General features: G+C 48.2%; 19 protein-coding genes and 1 pseudogene. 5 read left to right on the top strand and 15 right to left on the bottom strand.

Features of this window, described 5'->3' with window-relative positions; translation table 11 throughout:
• Positions 1-65 precede the first annotated feature (65 nt).
• Complete coding sequence (locus tag AR383_RS10920; RefSeq protein ID WP_055733165.1) at positions 66-2,480, bottom strand: glycoside hydrolase family 94 protein; 2,415 nt, start codon at positions 2,478-2,480, stop codon at positions 66-68.
• Positions 2,481-2,496: 16 nt separating this feature from the next.
• Positions 2,497-5,724 carry a GH116 family glycosyl hydrolase gene (locus AR383_RS10915; protein WP_055733164.1) on the bottom strand — a complete coding sequence of 1,076 codons (3,228 nt, stop codon included), beginning with the start codon at positions 5,722-5,724 and terminating at the stop codon, positions 2,497-2,499.
• 790 nt (positions 5,725-6,514) lie between these two features.
• Between AR383_RS10915 and AR383_RS10910 the strand changes: the two genes are divergently transcribed.
• Complete coding sequence (locus AR383_RS10910) at positions 6,515-7,717, top strand: maltoporin (protein ID WP_055733163.1); 1,203 nt, start codon at positions 6,515-6,517, stop codon at positions 7,715-7,717.
• A gap of 93 nt (positions 7,718-7,810) precedes the next feature.
• Positions 7,811-8,755, top strand: a complete 945-nt coding sequence (locus AR383_RS10905; RefSeq protein WP_055733162.1) for a MalM family protein — start codon at positions 7,811-7,813, stop codon at positions 8,753-8,755.
• 65 nt (positions 8,756-8,820) lie between these two features.
• On the opposite strand, the gene AR383_RS10900 is transcribed toward AR383_RS10905, so the two are convergent.
• On the bottom strand, positions 8,821-10,113 hold the full coding sequence (locus tag AR383_RS10900; RefSeq protein WP_055733161.1) for a YdgA family protein: 1,293 nt from the start codon (positions 10,111-10,113) through the stop codon (positions 8,821-8,823).
• Between the two features lie 291 nt (positions 10,114-10,404).
• On the opposite strand from AR383_RS10900, the pseudogene AR383_RS10895 reads away from it, so the two are divergent.
• Both AR383_RS10895 and AR383_RS10885 read left to right on the top strand, forming a co-directional pair.
• Positions 10,405-11,315 (top strand): annotated as a pseudogene (locus tag AR383_RS10895) (bifunctional GNAT family N-acetyltransferase/hotdog fold thioesterase).
• An 85-nt stretch (positions 11,316-11,400) separates the two neighbouring features.
• On the top strand, positions 11,401-12,312 hold the full coding sequence (locus AR383_RS10885) for a LysR family transcriptional regulator (protein WP_055733158.1): 912 nt from the start codon (positions 11,401-11,403) through the stop codon (positions 12,310-12,312).
• Position 12,313: 1 nt separating this feature from the next.
• Here AR383_RS10885 and AR383_RS10880 read toward each other — a convergent pair whose 3' ends face one another.
• From AR383_RS10880 to glpD, 11 genes are all read right to left on the bottom strand, one after another.
• Positions 12,314-12,592: a hypothetical protein gene (locus AR383_RS10880; RefSeq protein WP_055733157.1), complete on the bottom strand. Its 279-nt coding sequence runs from the start codon at positions 12,590-12,592 to the stop codon at positions 12,314-12,316.
• Positions 12,580-14,583, bottom strand: a complete 2,004-nt coding sequence (locus tag AR383_RS10875) for an AsmA family protein (protein WP_055733156.1) — start codon at positions 14,581-14,583, stop codon at positions 12,580-12,582. The genes AR383_RS10880 and AR383_RS10875 overlap by 13 nt, the downstream gene beginning before the upstream one ends.
• A 138-nt stretch (positions 14,584-14,721) precedes the next feature.
• Positions 14,722-15,147, bottom strand: coding sequence for a 4-amino-4-deoxy-L-arabinose-phosphoundecaprenol flippase subunit ArnF (gene arnF, locus AR383_RS10870; RefSeq protein ID WP_055733155.1), 426 nt, complete (start codon positions 15,145-15,147; stop codon positions 14,722-14,724).
• A complete protein-coding gene (locus tag AR383_RS10865; RefSeq protein ID WP_055733154.1) occupies positions 15,138-15,497 on the bottom strand; it encodes an EamA family transporter in 360 nt (119 codons plus the stop codon). Before AR383_RS10865 ends, arnF begins: the two co-directional genes overlap by 10 nt.
• Before the next feature lie 2 nt (positions 15,498-15,499).
• On the bottom strand, positions 15,500-16,357 hold the full coding sequence (locus tag AR383_RS22030) for a glycosyltransferase family protein (RefSeq protein ID WP_232304728.1): 858 nt from the start codon (positions 16,355-16,357) through the stop codon (positions 15,500-15,502).
• Positions 16,300-17,148: a phospholipid carrier-dependent glycosyltransferase gene (locus AR383_RS22025; RefSeq protein ID WP_232304727.1), complete on the bottom strand. Its 849-nt coding sequence runs from the start codon at positions 17,146-17,148 to the stop codon at positions 16,300-16,302. Before AR383_RS22025 ends, AR383_RS22030 begins: the two co-directional genes overlap by 58 nt.
• Positions 17,135-18,064 carry a 4-deoxy-4-formamido-L-arabinose-phosphoundecaprenol deformylase gene (gene arnD, locus AR383_RS10855; protein WP_055733153.1) on the bottom strand — a complete coding sequence of 310 codons (930 nt, stop codon included), beginning with the start codon at positions 18,062-18,064 and terminating at the stop codon, positions 17,135-17,137. The genes AR383_RS22025 and arnD overlap by 14 nt, the downstream gene beginning before the upstream one ends.
• Positions 18,065-18,066: 2 nt before the next feature.
• Positions 18,067-20,043: a bifunctional UDP-4-amino-4-deoxy-L-arabinose formyltransferase/UDP-glucuronic acid oxidase ArnA gene (gene arnA / locus AR383_RS10850; protein ID WP_055733152.1), complete on the bottom strand. Its 1,977-nt coding sequence runs from the start codon at positions 20,041-20,043 to the stop codon at positions 18,067-18,069.
• Positions 20,044-20,067: 24 nt separating this feature from the next.
• Positions 20,068-21,063, bottom strand: coding sequence for an undecaprenyl-phosphate 4-deoxy-4-formamido-L-arabinose transferase (gene arnC / locus AR383_RS10845; protein WP_055733151.1), 996 nt, complete (start codon positions 21,061-21,063; stop codon positions 20,068-20,070).
• Positions 21,053-22,228 carry a UDP-4-amino-4-deoxy-L-arabinose aminotransferase gene (gene arnB, locus AR383_RS10840; protein WP_055733150.1) on the bottom strand — a complete coding sequence of 392 codons (1,176 nt, stop codon included), beginning with the start codon at positions 22,226-22,228 and terminating at the stop codon, positions 21,053-21,055. Before arnB ends, arnC begins: the two co-directional genes overlap by 11 nt.
• 168 nt (positions 22,229-22,396) lie before the next feature.
• Positions 22,397-23,944: a glycerol-3-phosphate dehydrogenase gene (glpD, locus tag AR383_RS10835; RefSeq protein ID WP_157051704.1), complete on the bottom strand. Its 1,548-nt coding sequence runs from the start codon at positions 23,942-23,944 to the stop codon at positions 22,397-22,399.
• 173 nt (positions 23,945-24,117) lie between these two features.
• Between glpD and AR383_RS10830 the strand changes: the two genes are divergently transcribed.
• Positions 24,118-24,870: an MBL fold metallo-hydrolase gene (locus AR383_RS10830; RefSeq protein ID WP_055733148.1), complete on the top strand. Its 753-nt coding sequence runs from the start codon at positions 24,118-24,120 to the stop codon at positions 24,868-24,870.
• Here AR383_RS10830 and AR383_RS10825 read toward each other — a convergent pair.
• Complete coding sequence (locus AR383_RS10825; protein ID WP_055733147.1) at positions 24,857-25,636, bottom strand: DeoR/GlpR family transcriptional regulator; 780 nt, start codon at positions 25,634-25,636, stop codon at positions 24,857-24,859. The two genes, AR383_RS10830 and AR383_RS10825, sit on opposite strands and share 14 nt — an antisense overlap.
• Positions 25,637-25,765 lie beyond the last annotated feature (129 nt).

Below are 25,765 nucleotides of genomic sequence, written 5' to 3'. Positions count from 1 at the left end.
AGTTGGTTGATAAATAAGCATTAAAAAGCCAGCGTTATGCTGGCTTTTTAATATAGTGAGCTCGATTAGCCTAGTACGACTTCGACTTGGTGCTCACCTTCAGCCATGATAGGTAGAACTTGCCCTTCGATGGCTTTGCCGTTAAGCGTGATGCTAGCTACACCTTTGCTAACACCTTTAGGATTGCTTACTTTAATGTTGTAAGTGGCTCCACGGTAGCGGCGACGTACGCTGTATTCTGGCCACGCCTTAGGAATACAAGGGTCAATTTCTAAGCCTTTTAAGCCGGGCTTAATTCCTAATATGTATTGGGTTCCTGCAACATAGGTCCAGCTAGAGGTGCCTGATAGCCAAGCATTACGTCCCATACCAAACTGTTTGTGTTCTTTACCCAAAATATTTTGTGGGTAGCAGTAAGGCTCAGATTGGAACACATCTAAGTTATCGTTATGGAAGGCTGGGTTAATTTGATTGTAGTACTCAAAGGCACGGTCACCGTTGCCAGCGATGGTCTCGGCCATCATAACCCAAGGGTTAGAGTGCAGGAAGATACCGCCATTTTCTTTGGCTCCCGGTGGGTAAGTACTTACCCCGCCAAGCTTATGGTCATAACCGTTATAGCCGGGGCCAGATAGCATAATGCCATATTGGGTATTGAGTTTGTTATTGACGGCATCTAACCCGGCTAGCATGCGGTCACCTTCTGCAAAGCCTGAAATGACGGGCCATGATTGACCATTAGTATATAAGCTACCATGGCTATTTTTATGTGAACCAATCGGCTCGCCTTGTTCGGTGAAGTAGCGAACCCACCACTCGCCGTCCCAAGCATGCTGGTTTACCCGTTGTTTCATCTCTTGGTAGTAGCCAGTAAGTAACTCGACCGTGGTTTGATCTTCTAAGGCCTGGGCAATGTCTAACAACTCCTTCAGCGCTTTACCGAATAAGTTAGCGACAAACAATGACTCGGCACCTGTGGGTAGGTTAACGGTATCATTCCAGTCGGCAAAGCCAAGTAAAGGTAAGCCATGTTGGCCAACGTTATTCCAAGTGAAATCAACTGCTTTAAGTAAGTGTTGGTAAACACTGGCTGTTGGACGCTCGGCCAATTCCAAGGTTTTACTGTAGTAACTGATAGGTTTGTTTAAGAATTCCAGATCGCCGGTTTCTTTGAGATACTGCGCTACCGTTAAGACGATCCATAGGTGGTCGTCACCATAGTAGTCTGGGCAGTCGGGTTCTTCGCGAGAGTCACCTTCGTTGGCTTCCATAGTCAGCGGGAAGTACTGGTGCATCGCCGAGCCATTTTCAAGCTGAACCGACAATAAGCGCTCGGCGAATTCGCGCGCTTCTTCAGGCATGTGAGCCATTACCCCAATTAAATCTTGCGATGAATCGCGGAAGCCGATACCGCGAGCACCATAGCCTAATTGGTAGAGAGACAGGTAGCGTGACCAGTTTTTGGTGGTATGACACTGACGCGGATTATGTACGTTAAGCATCGAGTTCATGGCACTGTCTGGAGTATCTACCTGCATCACTTGTAGATAGTCTTCCCAGAATGTGGCGAGCTCAGCAAAGGCTTGATCAGCCGCTTTTTCGTCACGATAAAGCGCAATGCTGTCGGCTGCATCTTGCAGGCTGTCAGCTTGGCCTAATTGGGTAATCACTCGTTGGCTTTGCCCTGGCGCTAACTCACCTAGTTTGATGAGCATGGCAGCAACGTTGTCACCTCGGTCACACTCTGAATTGCTCAGACTATCTTCCATTAATGATAGCGGTTTGGCCCAAGAACCAAATTCGTTTTCACCTAAGAAGGCTCGGCGATCTCCTTCCCAAGAATCCACAGGAAGGTTACAACTCACGTAGTTAACCGCAATATCGCGTTTCATAAAGGCGTATTGTTCTAACACCAAGTGCCCGGTAGCTTCTGGGTGGGCTTTTAGGGTCATGGTTTGAGGAACCCAATCGGCATTCACTAATTGTTTTAAGGCGTCAAAGTGAGTGAATTCATAAACCGGTGCTAGGTCAACTTGCTGGCTTTGTGAGCTCACGTTGGTGACTTTAATGTCTTGTAGCAAGGTAGTTGAACCCTTAGGAACAAATACTTTGATGTCTATTTCTAAGCCTTCCGCCACTACCCGCCAGCGGGTGTAAGAAAGGCCGATGCGACACTCGAACTCATCTGGCTCGGTTAAGCAAGGAGTGAAGAACGGAGAAAATAACTGATAACCTTGCTCCGTTTTGCGACGAACATAAATGCTTGAGCCTTTAAAATCTGATTGAGGCTGTTGGGCAATGTATTTGGTGATGCGGTTTAAAGCCGGATCTTGTTTACAAACTAAGGTACCGCCGGTGGTATCAATGATGCCACCAAAATCTAGGGTTCCTACATAGTTAGCCCATTTTATCGGCGTTTTCGGCGTAGTTAGTACATATTCTTTGTTTTGGTCATCAAAGTAACCGTATTGTTTGCTCATATTAACCTCTAAAATGTTATGCTGAATGCTGCTCTGCTTGGGGATGTTGCGTCGCCAAAGGCAGAGAAAAAATCATGCCCGGACGGAAGTAACGACCGGCGGTGTATTTTAATCCACTGTGGTGAAGTGCATAAAATAAGGCTTTGCTATCCAGTTGCAGCTGCTGACATAGATTGGCGTAGCGCAGTTTAAATTCACTGAGCTGACGCGGAATATCAGCGGCAATCCGCCCGTCTGGATATAACAAGCCCTGCTCTAACAGCGCCTGATGAAGTTGCTCTGCTTGCTGATTATCTCCATCGCAAAATGCTGAGGCATCGAAACGGCAGCTGGCATTAAAGCCTTCTGGTGCGGCAAAAGGGATGCGCGCATCTTGATAAAGATTGCGGTAGCAAGCCTGTAATAAATCAGCGGCTTGGGACTGCATATCTAGCGCAAGCATGGCGTTAACCAAGGAATATTGCACCCCGACCCATACATCGTGAGCTTGGAAATTACCCCACTCTTTGGGCTGCCCGTCGCGGGTCACCAAGTTGGCTGCACCTACTCGTGCACTGTTTAGTTGGTAATTGTGTCGGTACACATATTCCAAGCAGCGACGTTGTTGCTGTTCGCTGGCGACTGCTGGTAGCTGCAGCATTCGGCAGTAGCTGTCGGCTAGCAGTGAGTCGGCAAAACTGTCATCACTATCTAGGTCTAGCTTATTCAGCCATGAGTCTTGCCAGAAATCACCTAATGCCAATAAAGTTAGCTTACGTAATTGGCGCCACGCTTTCGGGCTAGATTGCTGGGTTGGCCAAGCCTGCTCGTTAGCATGTTGCTGCCATAATGCTTTCACCTCAGCTTCGAGTGAACCCAGTTGTGGCATTTCGGGCTGGTCAAGCCAGCGGTTTAGTTGCTCAATCAGCTCTATAGAAGAACTGTTCTTATCGAGATTTAAGTGCTCGGCAAATGACACTTCGCTTAAGCTGGCGAGTAGTGCTTCACGCTGTTGCTGTTTGATATCACCAATTTGTAGTGGTGTGATGTAAAAGTGGAAGTAGCCGGCCTGTTCATCCCATAAACAACGATGAAACTGTTGACGAGCACAATGTGCAAGGTCGCGATATTCTTGAGGGATTTTCGCTTTATTGAGCAGTTCAGCGATGCTGGCATAAGCTTCTAGGCTGGCTATCCATAACGAGCCGCAGTACACCGAAATACCATGGGAAGATAAATTATCGAAGGTATCATCAGTACCGCGGGTGAGTGGAAAACACTGGCCCGGTTCAACCATACTTTGTAGATAGTGCATGGCTGCCTGACAGGCTTCCCAGGATTCTTGTAATAGGGCTTGATCGCCATGAGTGCGATAATGACGTAACAACATTAAGATGAATTTAGGCGCTAAGTCCTTCCATTCCTTAACATTGTGCCAGTCATAAGCATCCGGTTTAGCGTCGAAGGGGCTGCCGAGGTCGTGAATTACCGCACCGCGCACGGCACGTGGACCTTCAGTTTTGTCGTTAGGTAAGTCGGCGTGTGGCAAACCTACATGCTCGTGATGGCGACGGATCACCCTATCTTCGGCTAACACGGCTTTGGCGAACTCACGCATCACTGCGCCATCGAGTCTCGGGAAGCACTGTAATAACGAGAATGAACCATAAAAATATACGTCTAGTGAATTAAAGAAGGGGTAGTCGGCACATTCACGCACTAAAAAGCGATCTTGTTTATCCCATACCGTGGCTTCCGCTAAAAATGATAGTGTGTTTAGCGCCAGGGTGCGGGTTTGGCTTTGTTGTTGTGGCTGCGGACTGATGGCGAGCAAACTAGCCTGTGGCATCAGTTGCTCTCCAATGTTTGCTAGGGCATCTTGGATTTGTGGTTCTATGGCTAAAGCTTGTTTAGTAATGGCCAAACAGCGCCCTTCAGCATTTGGGTAGAACTGGGTATATTTTTTCTGGCTAGTGAGACCCGGCAGTTGAATATGCGGAAAATCCAATACTAAGGTAAACAGAATTTCTAGTTGTTCACCAGGCGCTAGCTCGCCGCTAACACAAAGTGCAGCGGAGCTGAGTTCTCGGCCGCTGTATATGCCGCGGTCAACATCACTGCTGAGTCGGCCACTGGCTAAGGCTCCCTTAATAATGGCTTCGCCGTTCTGGGTGTAGAAATAGGGCTTGGCACTAATAGTACAGTTCTCGGGGGCCGATACGCTGATGCTACTTTGACCATCGAAGTCGACACCTGGATTGGCCTTGCCGCCCATTTCAACAGTGCAGTGTTTTAGTTGATCTTGCCAATGATGTAGCTCTGCATGTTGACTATTAGCGACACGCACGATGGAGCAGGCAGCGTCTTGCATACCTGGTCGACTCTTTAAGGCTTGGTAGCCAGTCAAGTTCTCTAGGCAACGTACTAAGCTAAAAGCCTGCGCCTGTTTACTCTGATTATGTAAAACAATACGCGTGTAGCTAACCGGAAGTGCCGCCCAATCTTCTTTATCTGGGACGATTGGGCTGTAATGAAACTTAGTGAGGGTGATGGGCTGCTCACCAACAAATTCTTGCTTGGCTACTGGGTATAAGGCGCTGTAGTTAATTTGCTGGCTTGGCCAGCTGGCGAGCCCTTGATACTGCTTAGCTTCCCAATCGCCGAGTAGCGCGTGTTGTTCGGTTTGCTGTAGACCTAAAGCGCCATCGTAAAAATCGAGCAACCAACTGACATTAAGCTCTACGCCATGTTTATGTGTAGCCAGTAAATCTAGAGTTTTGCTGGATAATTCAATTTGCCAACGTTGCAAGTTGAGTTGGTTCCATGCATAAAAGTCGGCTTCGCTTACCAGCTGCTGCAGACGCTCAATTTGCTGCTCAATTGACATGTCATCGCTGAACAAGGCTTGGCCTGAGGCATCGCTTAACTTAAAGAACTTTTGTTTTTGTTGAAAGTCTCTGGGGTGAACCAGCTGCAATTGTTGCTGTTTGGCTGCGCCTTGGCTGAAGTAAAAATCTTCTAAACGAAGGCTATCACGTTGCTGGTCACTCAAATGCAAGCCTGGCAGCATGTGTAGCAAAGGCGTGGTTCCCGCAGGGGTAAAGGTGTAGGCGCTACCAATGCCTCCCAAAGCAATGCCGGTATCTGCCGGGGTAGTGCTTAAAGGCACATACCAAGGCTGGACAAACTCATCTGCCAATCCGGGACTCATTAAGTCACTCACGGTTCCGTGATAACTGGATTGGGCAGTATAACGATGCAACATGGATTCAACCTCTTTAAGTTAGTTACGCGTGTAAGCGCTTTCATAATGACATGTTAACAGTTCATTTAGTCCTGTTTAGCCTGTGAATTTGAAATAGTGATCCGCTTCAATAAAAGAATTTATGACAGGAAAGCTATGAAAGATCCGCGTGAATAGGGGCTTGGTGCGATTTAGTGATAAGTCTTCAGCAGATTTAAGTTGAGTGATTTGGCCGTTCACTATAAGGCGTTGATTTCCAGTTTGCTTGGATTGTTGCTGGTTATGGAAACGGCGATATAGAGGGTGGGGGCGAGTTGTTCGCTTGCTTGAGCCGCGCGCAGAGGCGTAAAAGATATTGCCTAAAGTGGCGTAAACTTAAACAGTTAGCTATTTACTTGCCCTTTTAAGCTCCAAATAACCTTGTTTATGTCATGGAAATAATGGTTGTATCGGATAAATTTGATTCATCTCACATTGCTTAACTTTTGTAAAAAAAGACTTGTTGTAAAATTTCATTGTTAAAAGCAGTAAGCGGCAGAAGGATTTTAAATGATAGTAAACTCCTTTTTTTTCAATAGCTTATTTATGTAATCGCTTACTTGGTTTAAGGGGGGGTAATGGAATATTTCATGAAATGTTTCTTGGGAAATTACTGTTAAATGTGATCGGAACTATTTGGAAACGCTTTCAAGGGTGATACTCGTCACTTAATTATCCTATTTTGGACTCTATACTTTGCTCCTGTGACCTATTGGTCATTTACATAAAAAGATTCTAATAAAAATTCAAGATTCATACGGAGTTGAATAAAATGAAAATGAAAGCGCTTACAATTGCAGTCGCTATCGCTTCTGCAGCTACCTCTCTTAGCTCATTTGCTGGTACCCCTAACTTCTCTGGTTATGGTCGTTATGCGTTAGAAGCATCTAGCGATCACATCGTTCAACTAAAAGGTGCCCATGGTGAAATCAATGGTGCTGGTCGTTTAGGTAACGAAGACAACTGGATGGAGTGGATGCTTAGTCAAGGCTTTGAAAACGGCGATGCTAAGTTTGATATGAACGTAATGATCAACACTCCTGGTTTCTCTCCAACTTGGGGCGATACCATTGGTCTAGCTCAGTTTTATGGCGGTGGTAAGGGTATCTTTGCTTCTCAACCTGACGCCTACATTTGGGCCGGTAAACGTTTCTACGGTCGTGAGCAAGGTGGTTTGAGTGACTACTATATGTTGAGTGCTGATGGCTCAGGTGCTGGTGTTGATAACTTAGACATTGGCCTTGGTAAGCTTGACTTAGGTTGGACGCAAGGTGGTGCAGCGACTAGTTCAGAGACTAAAAATGGCTCTGTTAACACTTTAGCTATTCACTGGCACGATATTAAAGTTTCTGACCAAGGGGCTCTTAAGTTCCGTGTTAACTACGGCTTCGGCACTGCTGATGTGAAAGATAACATTGAAAATGACTCGGCATGGCAACTATTTGCCTCTTACCGTCAAGGTTTAAGCAATGGTTGGTTCCAAGTGGCAGCACGCTATGAAACGGATGCTTCTGCTTTGATTTCATCTAATGCTGCTGGGCAAAACTGGGGTAACTACGAAGATAAAGAAGCCGCTTCGTACGGTTTGTTCCTAGATGGTGCGGTAAACTTCGGTGAAATGACTGCGATGGAATACAACGCGAACTACTTACTAGTTGATTGTAAGGAAACGGGTTGTTCGTTTGATGAGAAAGAGGAGTACTCATTTGCAGTACGTCCACAGCATCACTGGAACGAATATATGGCTACAGCCATTGAAGCCGGTATGCACTTTACTACTCGCACGGATGTTGGTGGCGCTACCAACGATAGTGACGCATGGAAGATTACCTTGTCGCAAAACTTCCAAGTGGGTCACTTCATGTGGTCACGCCCAGTGGTTCGCTTCTATGCGGTAACTGGTGAAGTTAAAACCGACGGCCAAGAAACCGTTGATCTAACAAAAGTTGGCGCAATGGTTGAAGCTTGGTGGTAAGCCGAGTCAAGCCGCGTTATGCTGAGTACTCCTTATAGTACTTAGGCAATAAGTGGGCGTCGCTGGTCGGCGCCCACAGTAAAGAGGTGAGATGTGAAGAAAGTTTTTGCGCTAGTGGTTGCTTGTGGCATGCTTAGTGCCTGTTCTGGTTCGGGTGAACAACGTCCTTTAGAAGTCACTGACCCATTTAGAACCTGGGGTACACAATTTGTCGATGAAGCCAAAATTGCCGACAACTTAGCTAGTGGAAATGTGGCGGTTAAGCAAGCCAATCAGTTGCAGTATCAGCTGTTGTCTGTTGACAGAACCAATCGAATTGATGTGACAGAGAAGTCACCTGTTGTGGCCTTCCCCGAAGGACGTTCTTACACTGCAGCGTTGTTGATCCCTGAAAATATTTCACAATTTACTTTTCATTTAGACAGTATTGTTAGCCGTACCGTATTCGTCCCAACAGTGGTGTTTTACGATCGAGCGTTAAACGAAGTGCTACGTGTTGAAGAAACGCAGCTAGACCGAGAAGGCTTTTTAAGCATGGAGCAAGAGCTTACGCCGCAGCAAGCGCAGCAAGCTCGCTATATTCTGGTGTACAGCAAAGCCACAGAATTTGGTGGTAAAACCGAACTGATCGACCCCAAAGTGGTTTACGAAGAGAAAACTGGCGGCGGCTTGCCCCCAGCCTTTAAGTATTACAGCAAGCATTCGCCAATTGGCAATTTGGATATTCGTCTCAGCAACGTGATGTATAGCTCATCCATGGTCAGTGTTGCTGGAACACAAAGTAATTATCAGGCTGTTGAAGCAACTCCAGTAGTTGCAGCGTCAACAGTGACCGCTACCGCCGCTCAGCCAAGCAAGGCACTTGATGTAGAAATGCTCGGTGATACCGAAGCCTTCTACTTAGAGCAGATAACCAAGGCGGTAGCAAAGAATGACCTCTCTAGGGCCTTAAACCTAGTGGAGGAGGCAGAGCGAGCCGGTTCTTCAAAAGCGCAAGCCCATTTTATGCAGCAATTGAAGTTACAGCAGCAAAAGTAGTGCAACACTTAAGTGTTTTTTCTAATCCCTGACTTTCAGCGGCGTTTATCGCCGCTTTTTTTTGTCTAATTCACCGCCAAATTGTTCATAGTAAATTCACTGTCGTTAAAAATTAGCCGGGTTTTATCGCGGCCTTGCTGGTGTTTTAGGTAGCCCGCTTGGCGCAAGGCTAATACGTACACGGCTAACTTGTCGTTCGCTAGCAGTTGATCACTGGCATCAATATCGAGGTTCAGCTCTAGGTAGCGAAGCAATTGCAGTGGGCTGCGCAACTCATTGAACTGCAGTGGCAGCAGCTTAGCTTGACCACTAAGTTTTAGGTCACCTTGTAGCTGTAAGCTTGGGTAGTTGGAGTCAAGCTCTACCGCTAATTGCTGGAACTGCCAATCCAGACCTTCGGCAAAGGCTTGTTGTAGCAAGTTATCAAGCTGCGCTTCATTGGCCCGTTGTTGTTTCGCTTCGGCGAGTGCGACTAGGTCTTGCATTGGCATACCGCCAAGTTGCGATTGCACTTGTAATTGCTGCATTGTGAGCCCTTGTTGCTGCTGTTGCAAAGCTAAGTGTTGCAGACTTAAGTCCATTGCTAGGTAGGCTTTTTGCTGTTGTTCGACAAGTTTGTGCTCAGCTTTAAGTTGCTGCAGCGAGAGCTGTTCGGTGGCGTGTTTAAAGCGGATGTCGAGGGCTTCGATGGACCAGCTGGCGGCTTCTACCAGGTGCCAGCTTTGGCGTTGGCTAAACTGCTGTTGCATGCTTACTCGCCCTAGCTTGACGCTATCGCCTAGATCTTGTTTGTCCTCTATATGCATGCCTTGCCATTCTAAACTCAATTCGCCTTGTCGAAAATTCAGGTCACTGTGACTGCTTAGCTGTAGTGGCTCAACATTTAATTCGGTGTTTTCATCTTGATGATGAAACGCCGCAATATTTAGCTGCTGGTGCAGTGTTTGGCTTAGCAAATTGGCTTGCCAGCTACCTTGATGGCCAATTTCATCCAGCTGCCAACGCTGCAGCCATTGCTGATAGTCGCCTTGTGTTGGGTCGAGTTGCCATTGGCCGCTAAGATAAAAAGGCAAGACGGTGAGCTGGTGATTCAAATGCAGGCTCAGTATGTCATTACTTAGGCCAAAGTCTTCGGCATGCAGGCCTAAATCACTGAGCTGTACCTGAACCAGCCAGTGTTCTTGAGCTTGCCAAACATTCCCACTGCGCTGCTCAACTTGAAAGCGCCAAGCACTTTGCTGCTGCAGTTGAGTGAGCCGCTGTTTGAGCTGGGCCTGATATTGCTGGTAAGTAAAATATTGACCAGCTAGCGCCACTAAAGCCACTACCGCGAGTGCCAAGGCCAGTTTTTTTAACATTGGCTATTTCCTAGTTTGCCGAAGTTAAGGGCTATTCTATCGTTAGCACTGCACAATGGTAAGCCTTGTCTACGAGTGCAGAAGCAAGGCGGGGCTCATTGTCGCTTGTATGCTTCACGTTATAGCGAGCTATTTTGTATTGTTTGTTGGTTTATTGTTGCGTTTGTGTGCATTATGTAGCACGCGCTTTGCTTATCAAACGGGGTTTTGCTTATAAGTAATAGGCTTGAGCACACGGTCTGAACCCCAAGCTTGGCTCAGTAATCATATTATCTAGCAAACGGAGTAGCTATGATGAAGGTAATTTGTCCTCACGCCTCAGGAGAAATGGATAAGTACTATCGGTTTCGCTGGGAAGTTTTGAACAAACCCTTACAACTGCCCTTGGGCAGTGAACGAGATGCCTATGATGAACACAGCATCCATAGAATGATCCGTGACAAACAAGGAGAGCCGCTCGCGGTAGGTCGTTTGTTTCTGAGTGACCATCAAGAAGCCTTGATTCGCCATGTGGCGGTGTCCCCTGAACAACGTAAGAAAGGTCTTGGCACCTTATTAATGATGGCTTTGGAAGAGGCGGCTCACGAAGAAGGAGTTAAGCGCATTGTAGTGAATGCACGGGGCGATGCGCAGGCGTTTTTCACTAGTTGCGGTTTCGAACCCGCCGGTAGCCCTACCTTTGACAAGTTTAAGGTGAAAGTGCAGCAAATGGTGAAGCCGCTGTCTGCAGAACACCGCTTTGTGCGTCAACCCGCCTTATGTACCGCCTTACAGCAAATGTTTCAGCAACAAATTCCCTTGAGCGACAAGATGGGCGTGCGCTTACGCCAGTATACTGGTAAAGAGCTAAGCACTCGTCTGCCTTTGGCTGGCAATGGTAATCCCCATGCTTCCATGTTTGCTGGAAGCATCTACAGTCAGGCGGTGTTGTCGGCGTGGGGATGATTTGGTTAATGCTGCAAGAGCATGGTTTTGCTGGCGACATTGTATTAGCCAAGGGTGAAATTAAACACCGTAAAGCGATTTTGAGCGATGCTGAAGCGCGGGTGAAAAAAAGTGCCATGAAGGGCAGTTTACTGCCTTTGCTAGAAGGCAAGAAATCTAAAATGACCGTGGCGGTGGAAATCTATGACCAGCAGATCTTAGCTGCTGAGTTTAAGGGCTTCTTTATGATCCTACCTAGTCAGTCGGACGCCAGCTAAAAGCTGCAGCTACTAGTGCTTTGAGTGACGGCGCGATATATTAGCTTTACTAATATATTGTTGCCGTTTAATCAGGAGTGCTTATATGCAGCACCTCTACCGCTTCAGCCTGAAGCAGTTATCTGTATTTGTTTGTATCGCCGAAACCCAAAGTGTTAGCGTGGCCGCGCAACAACTGGCGATGACTCAATCGGCGGCTAGCATGGCCTTGAATCAACTAGAAACGGGTTTGGGGCAAAAGCTATTTGAGCGCCAAGGTAAACGTTTGCGTTTGAATCATTGGGGGCATTGGTTACGCCCTAGAGCCAAGCGGGTGCTAATGGAAAGTCAGCATATTATGCAGGGTTTTGCCGGGCAGCAGGTGATCAGTGGAGAGCTGACGGTGGGTGCCAGTCAAACCATTGCCGAGTATTTTTTGGCTAAAATCATTGCCAGTTTAGATCAACAGTTTCCCGACTTGGTGGTGCATCCGCAAATTAGTAACAGTGAAGTGGTATTGGCAGGTTTGCTCGATTACCGTTTGCAATTGGGCATTATTGAAGGCCACTGTAGTGATAGCCGGATTGCTCAACAAGTGTGGTGCGAGGATCACTTAGTGGTGGTGGCTGGCAAGCAGCACCCTTTGGCAAATTTACCAGAGGTAAACTTAGCTCGACTTAGCCGTGCTCGATGGGTATTACGAGAAACCGGCTCGGGAACTCGGGATATTTTTAATGGCGCAATACATGGCAAGATTACTAAGTTAAAGGTGTGGCGCGAATACAGCCATGTGGCAAGTTTGATTGCTTTAGTAGCAGATGGCGCTTACTTAAGTTGCCTGCCGCTACGTAGTGTAGAGCAAGCAATACAAGCCGGAGAGTTAGTGGCTTTGGCGACGCCTGACTTGGACATGCGCCGCAGCTTTAACTTTGTGTGGCGTAAAGACAGTAGCCAAAATCCCTTACGCGATTGTTTTATTGAACATGCCTGTGCCTTAAGCGCATCGCTGTCGGCGTGATTTAGTTGCTCGCGGTGAAAGCATAGCGGCACTCAGGATGTTTGGGAGCTTGAATAAACTGTTGTTGGTCTAGTCGGTAGCGGCGCGCCGATAAATAATGATCGAAGCTGATATGTGGCGCAGACCAGCTACCATCGGTGGTTTGAACCAAACGCCAGCAAGGCTTATCACTCACCACCACTTTAAATTGCTCGAAGCGTTGCTGAGCAAAGTCAATGTTACCTGCCAGCGTGATGGGGTAACGTAAGCCTGTTAGCTGTTGTGGCCTTAGCTGTAACACGCCTTGTTTAATTTCGGCGCTGAGTGCGGTATTGGTAAATTGGCTGAGTCCCTGAGGGAGTTGTTTGGGGTGCGCCAAAACACCGGCCAGCCTTTGGCGATTAGTGGGCTGGGGTCCTCAAAGTATTGGCGCGGCGTTTCAATGATCTGGTCGAGGGTGACCTCTAAATCGGCCCCCGGCAGTTGCAACAACTGGCTATGCAACTCTAACTCCCCGTCAAGATTTGACCAAAAGTCACTGAGTTTGCCACGTAGCTTTCCCGCCAGTTCAACATCACCCACTAGGTTAAAGTCTGGGTTATCGGCTAGTCTCGCTAGCGGGCTAATATCAAGGAGTAAGCCCGATAGCTGAGCCTGCCAAGGTTTATGAGGCTGATCTAACAGGCTCTGGGCTTGCAATTCAAACTGACCAAGCGGCAATTCGCCATACAGATTTAGGTAGCCTAGTTGCTGCTCCGAGCCTAAGTCTATGCTGCTGTGATTGAGAACCAAACCCCGAAAGGCAATTTCGGGGGCTTCCATAAAGACGCGGCTTTGCGGTTGCCACAGTTGTTCTACGCTCTGCCATTGTCCTTGTTTAATTAAGTTAAGCTGGCGTAATTCAAGGTCTAGCCCGGTTGCAGAAAATGGCAGGGTGTCGATGTAGGACAATAACTTCACCTGCTGTAAGTCGGCCTGCTCTATATATAATTCCTGTAGCCCTAAGGTAGTTTGGTGGCTCGGTGCGGGCTGTTGCTCTGCTGCGGCTGGTTGCTCTTCAGTGGCTGGCTCATGGGGAGCTTGGGGTAGCCAGGCCGGTTGAATGGGGATTTCATTGTTTGCTAGCAGTAATTGATGCACGGTAAGCGCTTGTTGTTGCCACTGGTAGCTCAGAGCCAGCTCCAGTTGGCCTTTAAACAATTGGCTGCGGAGCGCGCTAAGCGACAACTGTTGCTCTTGTAGCTGACCACTGGCGGTGAGCTCTGTCAGTTGGATTTGATCTAAGTAGAGTTCATCGGCAATAAAGGCAAAGTCACCGCGTAGCGACGAAGGCTGTATAGGCCAAGCGCCTTGTAGCTGTTTTAATTCGGCGGTGAGTTTATTTAGAACTAGATTATGCCCTTGGTACTGGCTGGCTAAACTCACTTGATTTAGTAGTAAGTTATTAATGTTAATTTGTTTTAGCCAGCTTAGCTCTAAGGTATCGGTGGCTGGCTCAGTAGGCGTGGCAGCAGTGTTTGCGGCAGGCTGTGCAAAATATTCCAGCTTGAGGTTGTTTAAAGCTAATTCGCTAATAGTGAGTTGCTGTTGTTTGAGTTCTGCCGCGGCGTAGAAGGAACCTCCTAGCAAATCGGCACCGATGTGGTCAATCACTAAGAGCTGCTTGGCGTAAGCGAGGCTGAGCTGCGGTAATTTTATGGTTTGCCAAGGCGTAATAAGCTGCTGCGCCGAGCCGTGCAGAGTAAATTGCCAGTGGCTAGGGGCGGGTTGTTGGAGCTCGATGGCGACATCTTCTATCGCCAGCTCAAAGCGTTCTAGGCGAAGGTTTTGCTCTTGGCGCTGCCAAGTAAAGTCACCGTCTTTGGCCAAAATTTGGCCCACTTCGAGTTGCTTAAACCAGCTAGTACTTGGCGCTGCACCGACTGGCTGCTCGGTCTTGCTGGCACTAAACAGCTGGTCACTTATCGCTATTTGAGTGTCGCTTAAAACCACGCTATCAAAGCGAATAGTGCCCTTAATTAAGGGTAATAAGGCGAGCTTCAACTCGGCTTGTTTGACCATGAGTGCGGCTTGTTCTGGCTTAGCTAAACTGAGCCCCGAGACTTGCAACTGTAGCGGTTGTTTAAGTGACCATTGGCTACTGTCATAGTTGAGTTGCCAGTCGCTCTGTTGGTTGACCCAGGAGAGGAAATCGCTTTTATAGCGGTCGGGGTGGAAAGAGAACAAGAAAAAGACCGTGGTAGCCAACAATAGCAAAAACAAAATGGCGAGCAGGTCAAAAAGACGTTTCATGTTAGCGCAAACTCCTTGCGACTCAGTAAAAGCCAGATTCTACCCAGTATCGTTTAATATTGCTTGATGCTTCAACTATTTAATCATTAATCGTGAGGTTTTGCGGCTTTTATGGATGCAGTCTTACTGAGCTTAGGCTTATTGTTTGCCAGTCGCTCGCGGTATGACCAGATAGATCCCGATTAAGATCAGTAATACGCCTAGAGCTTTACTCCAGCTAAAGCTTTCGCCTATCCAGGGCAAGCTTACCGCGGCGAGGTAAACCACTACATAACTTAAGCTTAGTAGTGGGTAAGCTATTGATAAAGCGAGGCGTTTTAAAGCAATCACCCAACAAAACATGGACGAGGCATAACAGCTTAAGCCGCCTATCACGCTAAGGTAATAGGGCCAGTAGTGGCTGACTAAGTGGCTGTAGGCTTGCTGCTGCCATAGGCTTAACCAAGTAGGAAATTGTTCATTGAGTTGGCTCATCCCCCATTTCATGGACAGTTGGGCCAGCGAAATAAACGCTACGCTGAGTAAGGCCAAGGCAATGCTGCGACCACGTCTGGTTATAGCCATTGAGCCGCTCCTCCGATAAAGGCCACTCCAAGTACAATACAGCCCACTCCCCACCATTGGCGTGGACTGATTTGCTCATTAAAGGCAAATTTTGAAATCAATAACATGATCACAAAGTTACTGCTAAGCAGTGGGTAAGCCACAGATACATCCCAGCGACTTAACACGGCCAACCAGCTCAGAGCTCCGAGGCCAAGAAAGATGATGCCCAGTAATAAAGGTTTGCTCAGTAGCTTCTGCCGGCTAGTTAATTGCGGCTGGGCGGCAAACAGCAGCGCTGCACGTTTTTGCCAATATTGGCTTAATGAGCTTAAGCCTATCGATATAACTAGCAGCAGTAGCTCTGTCATGGTTAAGGTTGCCGCGCGTTATAGTAAAGCACGGTGTAACGGCCCCGGCTAATACGTTGGTCGGTCTGGGGCAGCTGCTCGCCCATGTCGGGTTTATCTCTAAAGAAGATTAATACCGGGGCAGTTTGTTGCTGCTGCTGAATAAATTCGGCTAGTTGGCTATTTTCGATATAGCGATGCTGAGCATCCGGATAACTTAAACCGTAGCTGACTTCTCCTTTTTGCCCCGCTAGATAGACATCCTGACGTTTGAAGTACCAATTTAGCGCTGACATGGTGTCTGGGTAGTCGGCGACTAAGACCGTGTTAGGGCTGACTAAGTGGGCGATTTGCTGAGTAAATTTGGCAGGCATTTTGGAGTAAATGCTGATATTGGGAAAGGTGGCCCAAGCCAACATAAACAAACCTAAAGGCATTAACATGTAGCTGGCGACTTTGGCGTTTAAGCTGTCTACCTTTAGCGAGACTAAGGCCATGGCTGCCCAAAAAGCAAAAATAAAGCTTAGCAGCCAAGCACGGTAAGTTTCATCGGCTTCTAAGGGAAGCTTGCCACTAAAGTGCAGAATTAAGGTGGTGAGGGCCAATAGCGAAAATAAACCTGCATTGAGCCAGCTTCCCAAGCGTAAACCCTTACAGGCTTTGGCAAAGGCCTGTTGAATACCGTGAGCAAATAAGATGGCGATAGGCGCCATTATTGGCAAGATATACGTGGCTAGTTTACCCTTGGCCAGTGAAAAGAACAGTAAGGGAAGCAGGGCCCATAACAAGGCATAGCGCAGCAGCGGTGAATGCATTTGCCCTTTTAGGTGGGCCAGCGCCGAGGGAGACCAAAATAACCAAGGTAATACTCCGGCCGCCAAAAATGGTAGGTAATACCACAGCGGTGCGGCGTGCTGAGCGTTTTCGGCGGAAAAGCGCTTAATGTGCTCAATCCAAAAAAGTAGTGCCAGTAATCGGGCTCGGCTGCGTGAATCGCTAACGCCCAAGGCAGGCAAGTGAGCAGCGCTAGTAGCATCACCCACCAACCCCATTTTAAGATCACCGTTAGTTGCTTAGTCCATAGCATGTAGGGCAATACCACCAATACCGGTAGCGCCAATGCCAGAAAACCCTTGGTTAATACCGCGCAGCCACAATAGATGCCCGCTAGCGCGTAGTATTTGGCGCGATGGCGGCTACTGTCACTGCGAATGGCAAAGTAAAAGGCGGTGAAGCTGGCGGTGAGCCAGAGGTTGAGCATGCTATCTAACACGCTATAGGTACCAATGCCTGAGACCATAAACATACTGAGATAAATGGCGCAGCTTAACCAAGCAGTCGGTCGAGAGGCAAAGCGGGCTAATAACATCCACAGACAAAAGGCCGCACCTAGGGCGCTAAAGGCGGAGGCGGCTCTAACCGCAAAATTAGTCTCACCGAAGACTAACTGTGATAGCGCATTCATCCAGTAACCCATGACTGGCTTTTCGAAATAACGCAGATCATTAAAGCGCGGTACTATCCAATCGCCGCTGGCCACCATCTCTCTGGAAATTTCGGCGTAACGCAGCTCATCTGGTGACCAAAGGTCGCGCAACCCCAGTGGTAACAAATACAGCAAGATAAAGAACAGGGGCAGCCAAGTGGCTAGATTGATTTTAACTTGACGCATAACTTTCCTGATTTGCTTTAACCAAAGAGGCTTGATGGCTTAGCCAACCTTCGCGCCCCTCCATTTCAATATTTAATATCTCGTCCGCTGGCCAAGATACGTAGTCTTGATCGAGTAATTCGCTGAGCGGAACAAACTGTATGCCCTGTTGTTTGGCGCTAATTAGCAGTTGTTCAAACATCTCCGCACAAACGATTCCTTCCACTTCGGCATGAATGGTATAAACATTAAGCGCATCGGCTCTTATTCGTCTCAAAATGGCTTGGTTGTAATTGCTTTCGTCCACGCCGTCTTGGCCGATCAGTTCATCATAAGTGGGCAGGGTGACCGGAATTTGCGGCGCCATGCCCAGTTTGGGAACAAAAATAGATTGGCCTCGGCAATCACTGTTATAGCGAAACGGAAAGGCTTCTTTTTGCTCTAAGGTGGCCTCGGTACAGCGCCAGCCAGCGACCGCGCTACATTGTACTTCTTTGCCAATGATCTCAGACAGCAGTTGGTAACCCTTGTTCAGCTCACTGGCTAGCTCAGAGGCAGACATTGTATCGGTTTTCATCTGCCATTTATGATGATCCCAAGCGTGTAAACCCACCTCGTGGCCAGCTTGATCGGTTTGCTTGATGACTCCAGCTAAGCGCTTGCCAATCACGGGGCCGGGCCAAAAAGTACCACGCAGTAGAATGTCCCAGCCATAGAGGCTGGCGGCTTTAGAGCGGAGCATCTTCTTTAAAAAGGCGGGGCGTAGCAGGCGCCAAATATGACGCCCCATGTTGTCTGGCCCAACCGTAAAAAAGAACGAGGCTTGAAACCCGTGCCGCTGTAAGATTTCTAATAACTTGGGCACCCCTAGACGGGTGCCGCGAAAGGTATCTACATCTATTCTTAAACCGACTTTAGTGCTGTTTTTTCCGCTCATTATTACTCGTCAACTGCAGTTTTTAGGAAAAAATCCAAGGTTTCCTCAATGGTGTCTTCCATCATAATGCGCGGCTCCCAGTCAAGTAAACGCTTGGCGTTACGAATGCTGGGGCGACGATGCTGCACGTCTTGGTAACCGTCACCGTAGAAGGTCTTACTTTCAACCAGATGATAACCGGCAAACGGTGGGAACTTATCTCGTAGCGGGTGGGCTTCAAATTTTTCTACCAAGATTTCTGCCATTTGTTTAATGCTGGCTTCGTTTTCTGGCGAGCCAATATTGATAATCTGGCCATCGCATAAACCGTCTTTATTCTCGATGATGCGGAATAAGGCTTCGATGGCCTCGGAAATATCGGTAAAGCAGCGTTTTTGCTCGCCGCCATCAATCAGCTTAATTGGCGTGCCTTCTACCAAGTTAAGGATTAACTGGGTAATCGCTCGACTTGAGCCAACCCGCGCCGAGTTTAAGCTGTCGAGGCGTGGTCCCATCCAATTAAAGGGACGGAATAGGGTGAATTTAAGCCCGTCTTTCTTACCGTAAGCCCAAATAACACGGTCGAGTAGTTGCTTAGAGGTTGAGTAGATCCAACGCTGGCGGTTGATGGGGCCGGTAATTAAAGGTGAGCTGTCTTCGTTAAATTCTTCGTCGGTACACATGCCGTATACTTCTGAAGTAGAGGGGAAAATAATGCGTTTATTGTATTTCACACATTCGCGAACGATCTTCAGGTTTTCTTCGAAATCCAGTTCAAATACCCGCAGCGGGTTACGGGTATATTCAATCGGAGTAGCAATCGCCACCAGTGGCAGAATAATGTCACATTTCTTGATGTGGTATTCGACCCATTCATTGTGAATGGTGATGTCACCTTCAACAAAATGAAAATCCGGATGGCTTAAATGCTGTTCAATCTGGTTGGCACTCATGTCCATGGCAAAAATTTCGTATTTGCCATCGTCTAATAAGCGCTGGGTTAAATGGTTACCAATAAAGCCGTTAGCCCCTAAAATGAGCACCTTTTGCCGACGTTTGGCGGCGATGGTGGCGCTGGCCTGTGGCCCAAAACGCATGCCTTCTACTAAATGCATTTCGCTGGCTAGCTGCTCACCGTTCATATATAAGCCTTGCTCGGCTTGACCGGCTTTGACGATCAACGAGCCGCGGCCACAGGCAATGGTAAGCGGTGCGGTGGCCACAATGGTACCGGGCGTGGCGTCGTAATCTTGCTCACTGGCCGCTGCGCTCCAAAAAATGATTTTACGCTCACCTAAAAAGGTAAATGCACCGGGGTAGGGTTCGGTAACGGCGCGGCATAAGTTGTAAATGCTGTGGGCATCGTCGGCCCATTTAATCTCGCCATCGGCAGGAGTTCTGCGGCCGAATACCGTGGCTTGGCTCTCATCTTGCGGGGTTAAGCTATGTTCACCGGCGATAAGTTTTGGCAGCACCTCGGCCAACAACTCAGCACTCAGTTGATTGAGTCGCTGATGCAGTGTTTCGGCGGTGTCTTGTGGGTCAATAGTTAAGGCTTGTTGAGCCACTATGTCGCCGGCATCGGCTTTGGCCGTCATTACATGTAGGGTAACACCGGTTTCGGTTTCGCCATTGACCAAGGCCCAGTTTACCGGCGCGCGGCCGCGATAACGAGGAAGCAGTGAGCCGTGTAAGTTAAAGCCACCCTGCGGTGCTAATGCCAATAGCGCTGGGCTTAGCATTGAACGGTAGTAGAAAGAGAAGAATACCTCTGGTTGCATGGCGTTAATTTTTTCCAGCCACAACGGGTGATTGACGTCTTCTGGGGCAAATACCGGAATACCATGGCGAGCGGCTAGCTTGGCTACCGATTCAAAAAATAGATTTTCTTTACTGTCGTCGAGGTGAGTAAATACAGCAGCAATTTCAACGCCTGCTTCAATTAGGCTTTGTATGCCCGTACAACCGATGTTGTGATAGGCAAATACCACAGCTTTCATTGTCTTATCCTTAAGAGAGTTAAATTAGTGATTGGCCACTTGGCCGTTATCGCGTGCTTGTTTGGTGGCTTCGCCAACTAATACGTCCTGTACGTAGTAACGAGGCCGAGCGCGAACATCGGAATAAATACGACCAATGTATTCACCGAGTAGGCCTAGCCCAACAAACTGAGCACCGATAAAAATGAACAGTAGGGCGAACAGTGGGAATACCCCATCGACACCCCATTCTGCGCCATAGAACATGCGCATCAGTAGTAATACTAAGCCAAATAGGCCACCCAGAGTGGCGATGACCCCGCCCATGATGCTGAGCATTCTTAGCGGTGCAGTGGTCATGCTGGTGAGTAGATCGAACATCAGGTTAATTAAGCCCATGATGTTGTATTTGGACTCGCCTTGTTGGCGCTCGCTATGGGCAACGTCTATTTCCACAGTATGGCGAGCAAAGCCGTTGGCCAGAATTGGGATGAAAGTACTGCGTTCGTGACACTGTAGCATGGCGTCAACCACGTGGCGGCGGTAGGCGCGTAACATACAGCCGTAGTCGTTCATCTCTACTCCGGTGGAACGTTTGACGATTTTGTTGATTAGCATCGAGGGGTAACGACGCAGCCGACTGTCTTGGCGATTCTTCCGTACTGTGCCTACCGCGTCGTAGCCTTGTTCTGCTTTGGCAACCAAATTCGGAATTTCTTCAGGCGGATTTTGTAAGTCGGCATCTAGGGTCACCACTAAGTCGCCTCTAACATGCTCAAAACCCGCCATGATGGCATTGTGTTGCCCATAGTTACGGTTGAGAATAATCCCTACCACATGGCTGCCTTCTGCGGCCGCCGCTGCCTCTATTTGATCTGCGCTGTTATCTTTACTGCCATCATCAATCAGCAGTAACTCGTAATCTTTTCCCATGCTGTCTGCGGCGGCGCAAGTGCGTTGAATCAGTTCAGGCAGACTGGCCGCTTCGTTGTAGACAGGAATAACGATGGATACAAAATTAATTTCTTGCTTATGCCTCATGAGTATTTCCGATAAATTGCGTGATAGCTGATATGACCCGATTTACGTCGTTAAGTTGCATATCGGGGAAAAGAGGGAGGGAACAAATGCGTTGGCTATTAAATTCACTATTGCTTAAATCAGGGTTGATCTCGCCAAAGCGGCTGGCGTAGTTTTCCCGATAGTATTTTTGGCTATGGCACGCCTTGAAGTGAATACCTGCACCAATCCCTTGCTGTTTTAGATAATCAATTAATTGGTCTCGGTCGAAACCGCAAATGTTGGGTTCCACACGTATGATCATCAAATGACAACAATGCTGATGGGGGTAGTCGGGGATACTCAAGGGAGTAATGCCGGGCAGTGGACTTAAACGTTCTCGATAAGCGGCAACCAAAGCTTGGCGCTGTTGGGTGATCTGTTCAAGACGTTGCAACTGGCCCAAACCCAGTACTGCGCAAATGTCTGGCATGTTATATTTAAAGCCGGGTTCTATCACCTCTGCTTGCGGTGCGCGACCTTGGGTTTCTCGGTCAAAGGCGTCTACTCCCAAACCATGAAACTTAAGGCGGCGGATCCGCTCGGCCAATTGCGCATCATGAGTGGTAAATATTCCGCCTTCAGCAGTGGTGACATTTTTGATGGCATGCAAGGAGAACAGGCAGTGTCCGGTTTGACCAATTGGGCGACCTTTATAATGGCAACCTATGGCATGCGCGGCATCCTCAATGACCGGTAGTTGATGGCGCTCGGCTACAGCGTAAATGGCATCTAAGTCGAGCGGGGCTCCAGCGTAATGTACCGGAATAATTAATTTAGTCTTGGCGGTGATTTGCGCTTCGATACGCTCGGCTGTGGTCATTAGACTGTCTTTGTCGACATCAACAAAAACCGGCTTAGCGCCCACTAAGGTGATCAGGTTAACCGTTGATACCCAAGTCATTGATGGGGTGATTACCTCATCACCAGGGCCGATGCCGAGGGCAATAAGACAAAGGTGTAAGCCTGCGGTGGCACTGCTTAAGGCAACGGCATGGGGGGCGCCAGTGTAGTCCTTTATTGCGGCTTCGAGTTCGGCATTTTTCGGGCCAGTGGTTATCCAACCCGATTTCAGCACTTCAACAACGGCATCAATCTCTGGCTGCTTAATGGCCGGCCGACTTAAAGGCAAGAATGTAGAATTCATGGTGTTCAGCTTGTATATCCATTTACAAAGAGTAAAAGAGTCTACCTAGGTAAATGGTGTATTAAAAGCGGATAAGGCTTTCATTGCGCAGGTTTTTTTGAAAAATGCAAGCTCAATACAACAAAAAAATTACCTAATGATTCAAAGCTTAATAATATTTGATTTAATTCAAATAATTTGACTTTTATTTGATGCTGCTAGCTCGCTGGCTGATACTCCTTGCACAACGGTGGGTTGCTGCAAGTATTCTTGCAACGCTTGCTGTTGTTCGCTATTAAAAAGCAGGCCCTGCTTGGTGCGTCGCCAAAGTATGTCATCAGCTTGGCAAGCCCACTCGTGCTGGACCAAATAGTCCACTTCCAGCTGATAGAGTTCACCACCAAAGTGCTGCCCTAGGCCGTGTGCGTCAGCTTGTTGCAGCAATTTTTCAGCTTTGCTTCCGTATTGCCGACACCAGCGTTTAACTAAAGACTTGGGTAAGTGGCTGACCGCTTGTTGTTGAGTGATGAATTGTGCCAGGCTGGTGGGTAAATTAGCACCGGGTAGCAAGCAGTGCTCGGTCCATGGCGCTGCAAGAGAGTCTAAACGAGGGGCTAACAGGGCTAAGGCTGCCTCGGCTAGTTTTCGGTAGGTAGTTAGCTTGCCGCCAAATACCGATAATAATGGCGCGCCGTCTTGAGCTGGACTTAATTCTAAGGTGTAGTCGCGGGTCACCGCAGAAGGGTCGTCTGATTCATCTTGGCAAAGCGGTCTAACACCAGAAAAACTATGCACCACGTCGCTGGGCCTAATTTGCTGAATGAAGTGCTGATTTACTACCTTGCAGAGATAGTCTACTTCTGCTGCAGAAATGCTAACGGCAGCAGGATCACCCTGATATTCCACATCGGTGGTACCAATTAACGAGTAGTCTTGTTGGTAGGGAATGACAAAGACAATGCGCTTATCACTGTTTTGTAGAATATAGGCCTGCGGCTGGGGGTGAATTTTCGGCACCACAATATGGCTGCCTTTAACTAAGCGGATAGTGCGTGGTGCTGTTTGATGCAGTGTTTGTTCAATTAGCTGTTGTACCCATGGACCAGCCGCATTCACTAGGTTTTTACAGTAGTAGTGCTGCACTTGGCCAGTTTGGCTAGCGCGCACCTCGACTTGCCAATGTTGCGCTTGGCGCCGGGCTGCCACCACTTGATGCTGCGGAGCGATATAAGCGCCATGTTGAGCTGCTAGTAGGGCATTGCTTATTACCAAGCGTGCATCGTCGACCCAGCAATCGGAGTATTCAAAGCCGCGGGTGATCTGATGATTAAGTACGCTATCTTGTTGAAACTTCAGCCCGTGGCAGCCTTCTAAGGTGCTGCGCCTAGCCAGATGATCATAGAGAAACAAGCCGAGGCGAATCAGAGGCCAAGGGCGTAGGTGAGGACGGTGGGGCAGCCTAAAGCGCATTGGCTCAACTAAGTGTGGTGCCATTTTTAACAGTACTTCGCGTTCTTTTAGTGCTTCGCTGACTAAACGAAATTCGTAATGCTCTAAATAGCGCAGTCCGCCGTGGATCAGTTTAGAGCTGGCCGATGAAGTGGCACTGGCCAGATCGTTTTGTTCAAACAAGGCTACCCGTAAACCTCTGCCAGCGGCATCGGCGGCAATGCCAACGCCATTAATGCCCCCACCGATGACGATTAAATCATAACTGTCTTGCGGATCTCTTTGCATGACGGCTGCTCGTTTACTTTCGTTATTGAGCATAATAGAACATTTATTGAGCAATCACACTTATTTAGCTCGCTTTATCTGCGCTATCCCGCGGCTTTTTCTAAGCATGCTTGTTTGCTTTGAGTTTTTGCTCTAGTGTTGTTAAATTTATGTAGCAACCAGGTAAATGATTGATGAAGATCCACCGCTTGCAAGGCTATATTCAAAACATCTTTTTAGTTGAGTACGCTGATAAATTGTTATTGTTAGATGGGGCCAGTCGAGCCGATGTGCCCATGCTTGAGCAGTTTATTACTCAGCAATTAGGGCGACCTTTTAGCCAGTTAAAGTTGGCAGTGGTGACTCATATGCATCCCGATCATGCGGGAGCGGCCAGTATTTTACAGCGCCGCCACCAAGTGAGGCTAGCTGGTGCCGATTGTGCCGGCGAATGGTATCAGGGCTGGAGAGGAAGAGCTCGGCATTTACTGGATCTTGGCTTAGCCTATTATGTTGGTCGTTGTCAGCGTCGCCCTTGGGTGAAACTATGGTATCCAGCGGTGTTACGTTTTGATGAGCGTTTAACTGATGGTCAGTCCTTGCCCGGATTTGACGATTGGCAGGTGCTGTTTAGTCCGGGCCATACCGATCGCGACTTGTCGTTGTATCACCCTCAGACTAAAACCCTGTATGTGGCCGATAGCATACTGCGAGTTAAAGGTAAGTTGATCCCGCCTTTTCCTATTTCCGAGCCCGCCAACTATCGTGCATCCCTGCAACGCTTTGTTCAGTTGGAAGTGGCGCAATACCTACTAGCCCATGGCGAGGGCGGGGTGATCAGCACCGCCGAGCTGCAGCAATTGATTGCGGCGAGCCCAGTGCAAGCCTCCAGTTACCGACAATTTCTCACCGAGCTAGTGTGTAAGCGTTGGCTTAGAGCGAGTTAAGGGCGGGGCACAGTCGTAATTGAATATTCTCCTTTTGCACAATACTGGCGATGTCTTGGGGCAGGGCTCGGTCGGTATAAAAGTGATCTACTTGAGCGATGTTGCCGATGTTGATCATTGCATTACGGCCAAACTTACTGTGGTCGGCGGCTAGAATGACGGTTCGGGAATTAGCAATAATCGCCTGAGTAATGCGTACTTCATGGTAATCAAAGTCTAATAACGAGCCATCGAGATCGATGCCGCTAACGGTAACGATGCCGTAGTCGAGCCGAAACTGGCGAATAAAGTCGATGGTGGCCTCACCCACAATACCGCCGTCACGGCTGCGCACCACTCCGCCGGCCAGCAATACTTCAAAGTCGCTGTTACCCATTAATAATTTGGCTACGTGAATATTGTTGGTGACTACCCTTAAATCTCGGTGCTTGAGCAAGGCTTGGGCAATGGTTTCGGCGGTGGTGCCAATGTCTAAAAACAGTGACGAGCCATTGGCAATATGTGCTGCAAGCTGGTGGGCAATTTGCTGTTTCTCTGCTTGGTGTTTAATTTTTCGATTGGCATAGGAATCGTTGACTACGCTATTGCCTAGTAGCGATGCGCCGCCATGATGGCGTTGGATCTGATTATTTTCGGCCAGCAGGTTCAGGTCTCGGCGAATGGTTTGCGGGCTGACCTTGAGTTGCTCAACCAATTGCTCGGTAGCTATAAAGCCTTGGTTTTTCAGGGTTTGAATAATTTTAATGTGGCGCTGGGTTTGTTTCACAAGGGGCGCTTCCTTATTGGTTTGCCGCTAGGGCTCGTTTATAAGTCTACTGCAAGTGGTTATTTTGTCATCTGTGCAGCTCACAGCTAGTTCAATCAAAGCCCACTCGCGTCACGAAACGCACAATAA

It is taken from the genome of Agarivorans gilvus, from assembly GCF_001420915.1.
GTDB lineage: Bacteria > Pseudomonadota > Gammaproteobacteria > Enterobacterales > Celerinatantimonadaceae > Agarivorans > Agarivorans gilvus.
This window is presented reverse-complemented; position numbering and strand designations above follow the sequence as displayed.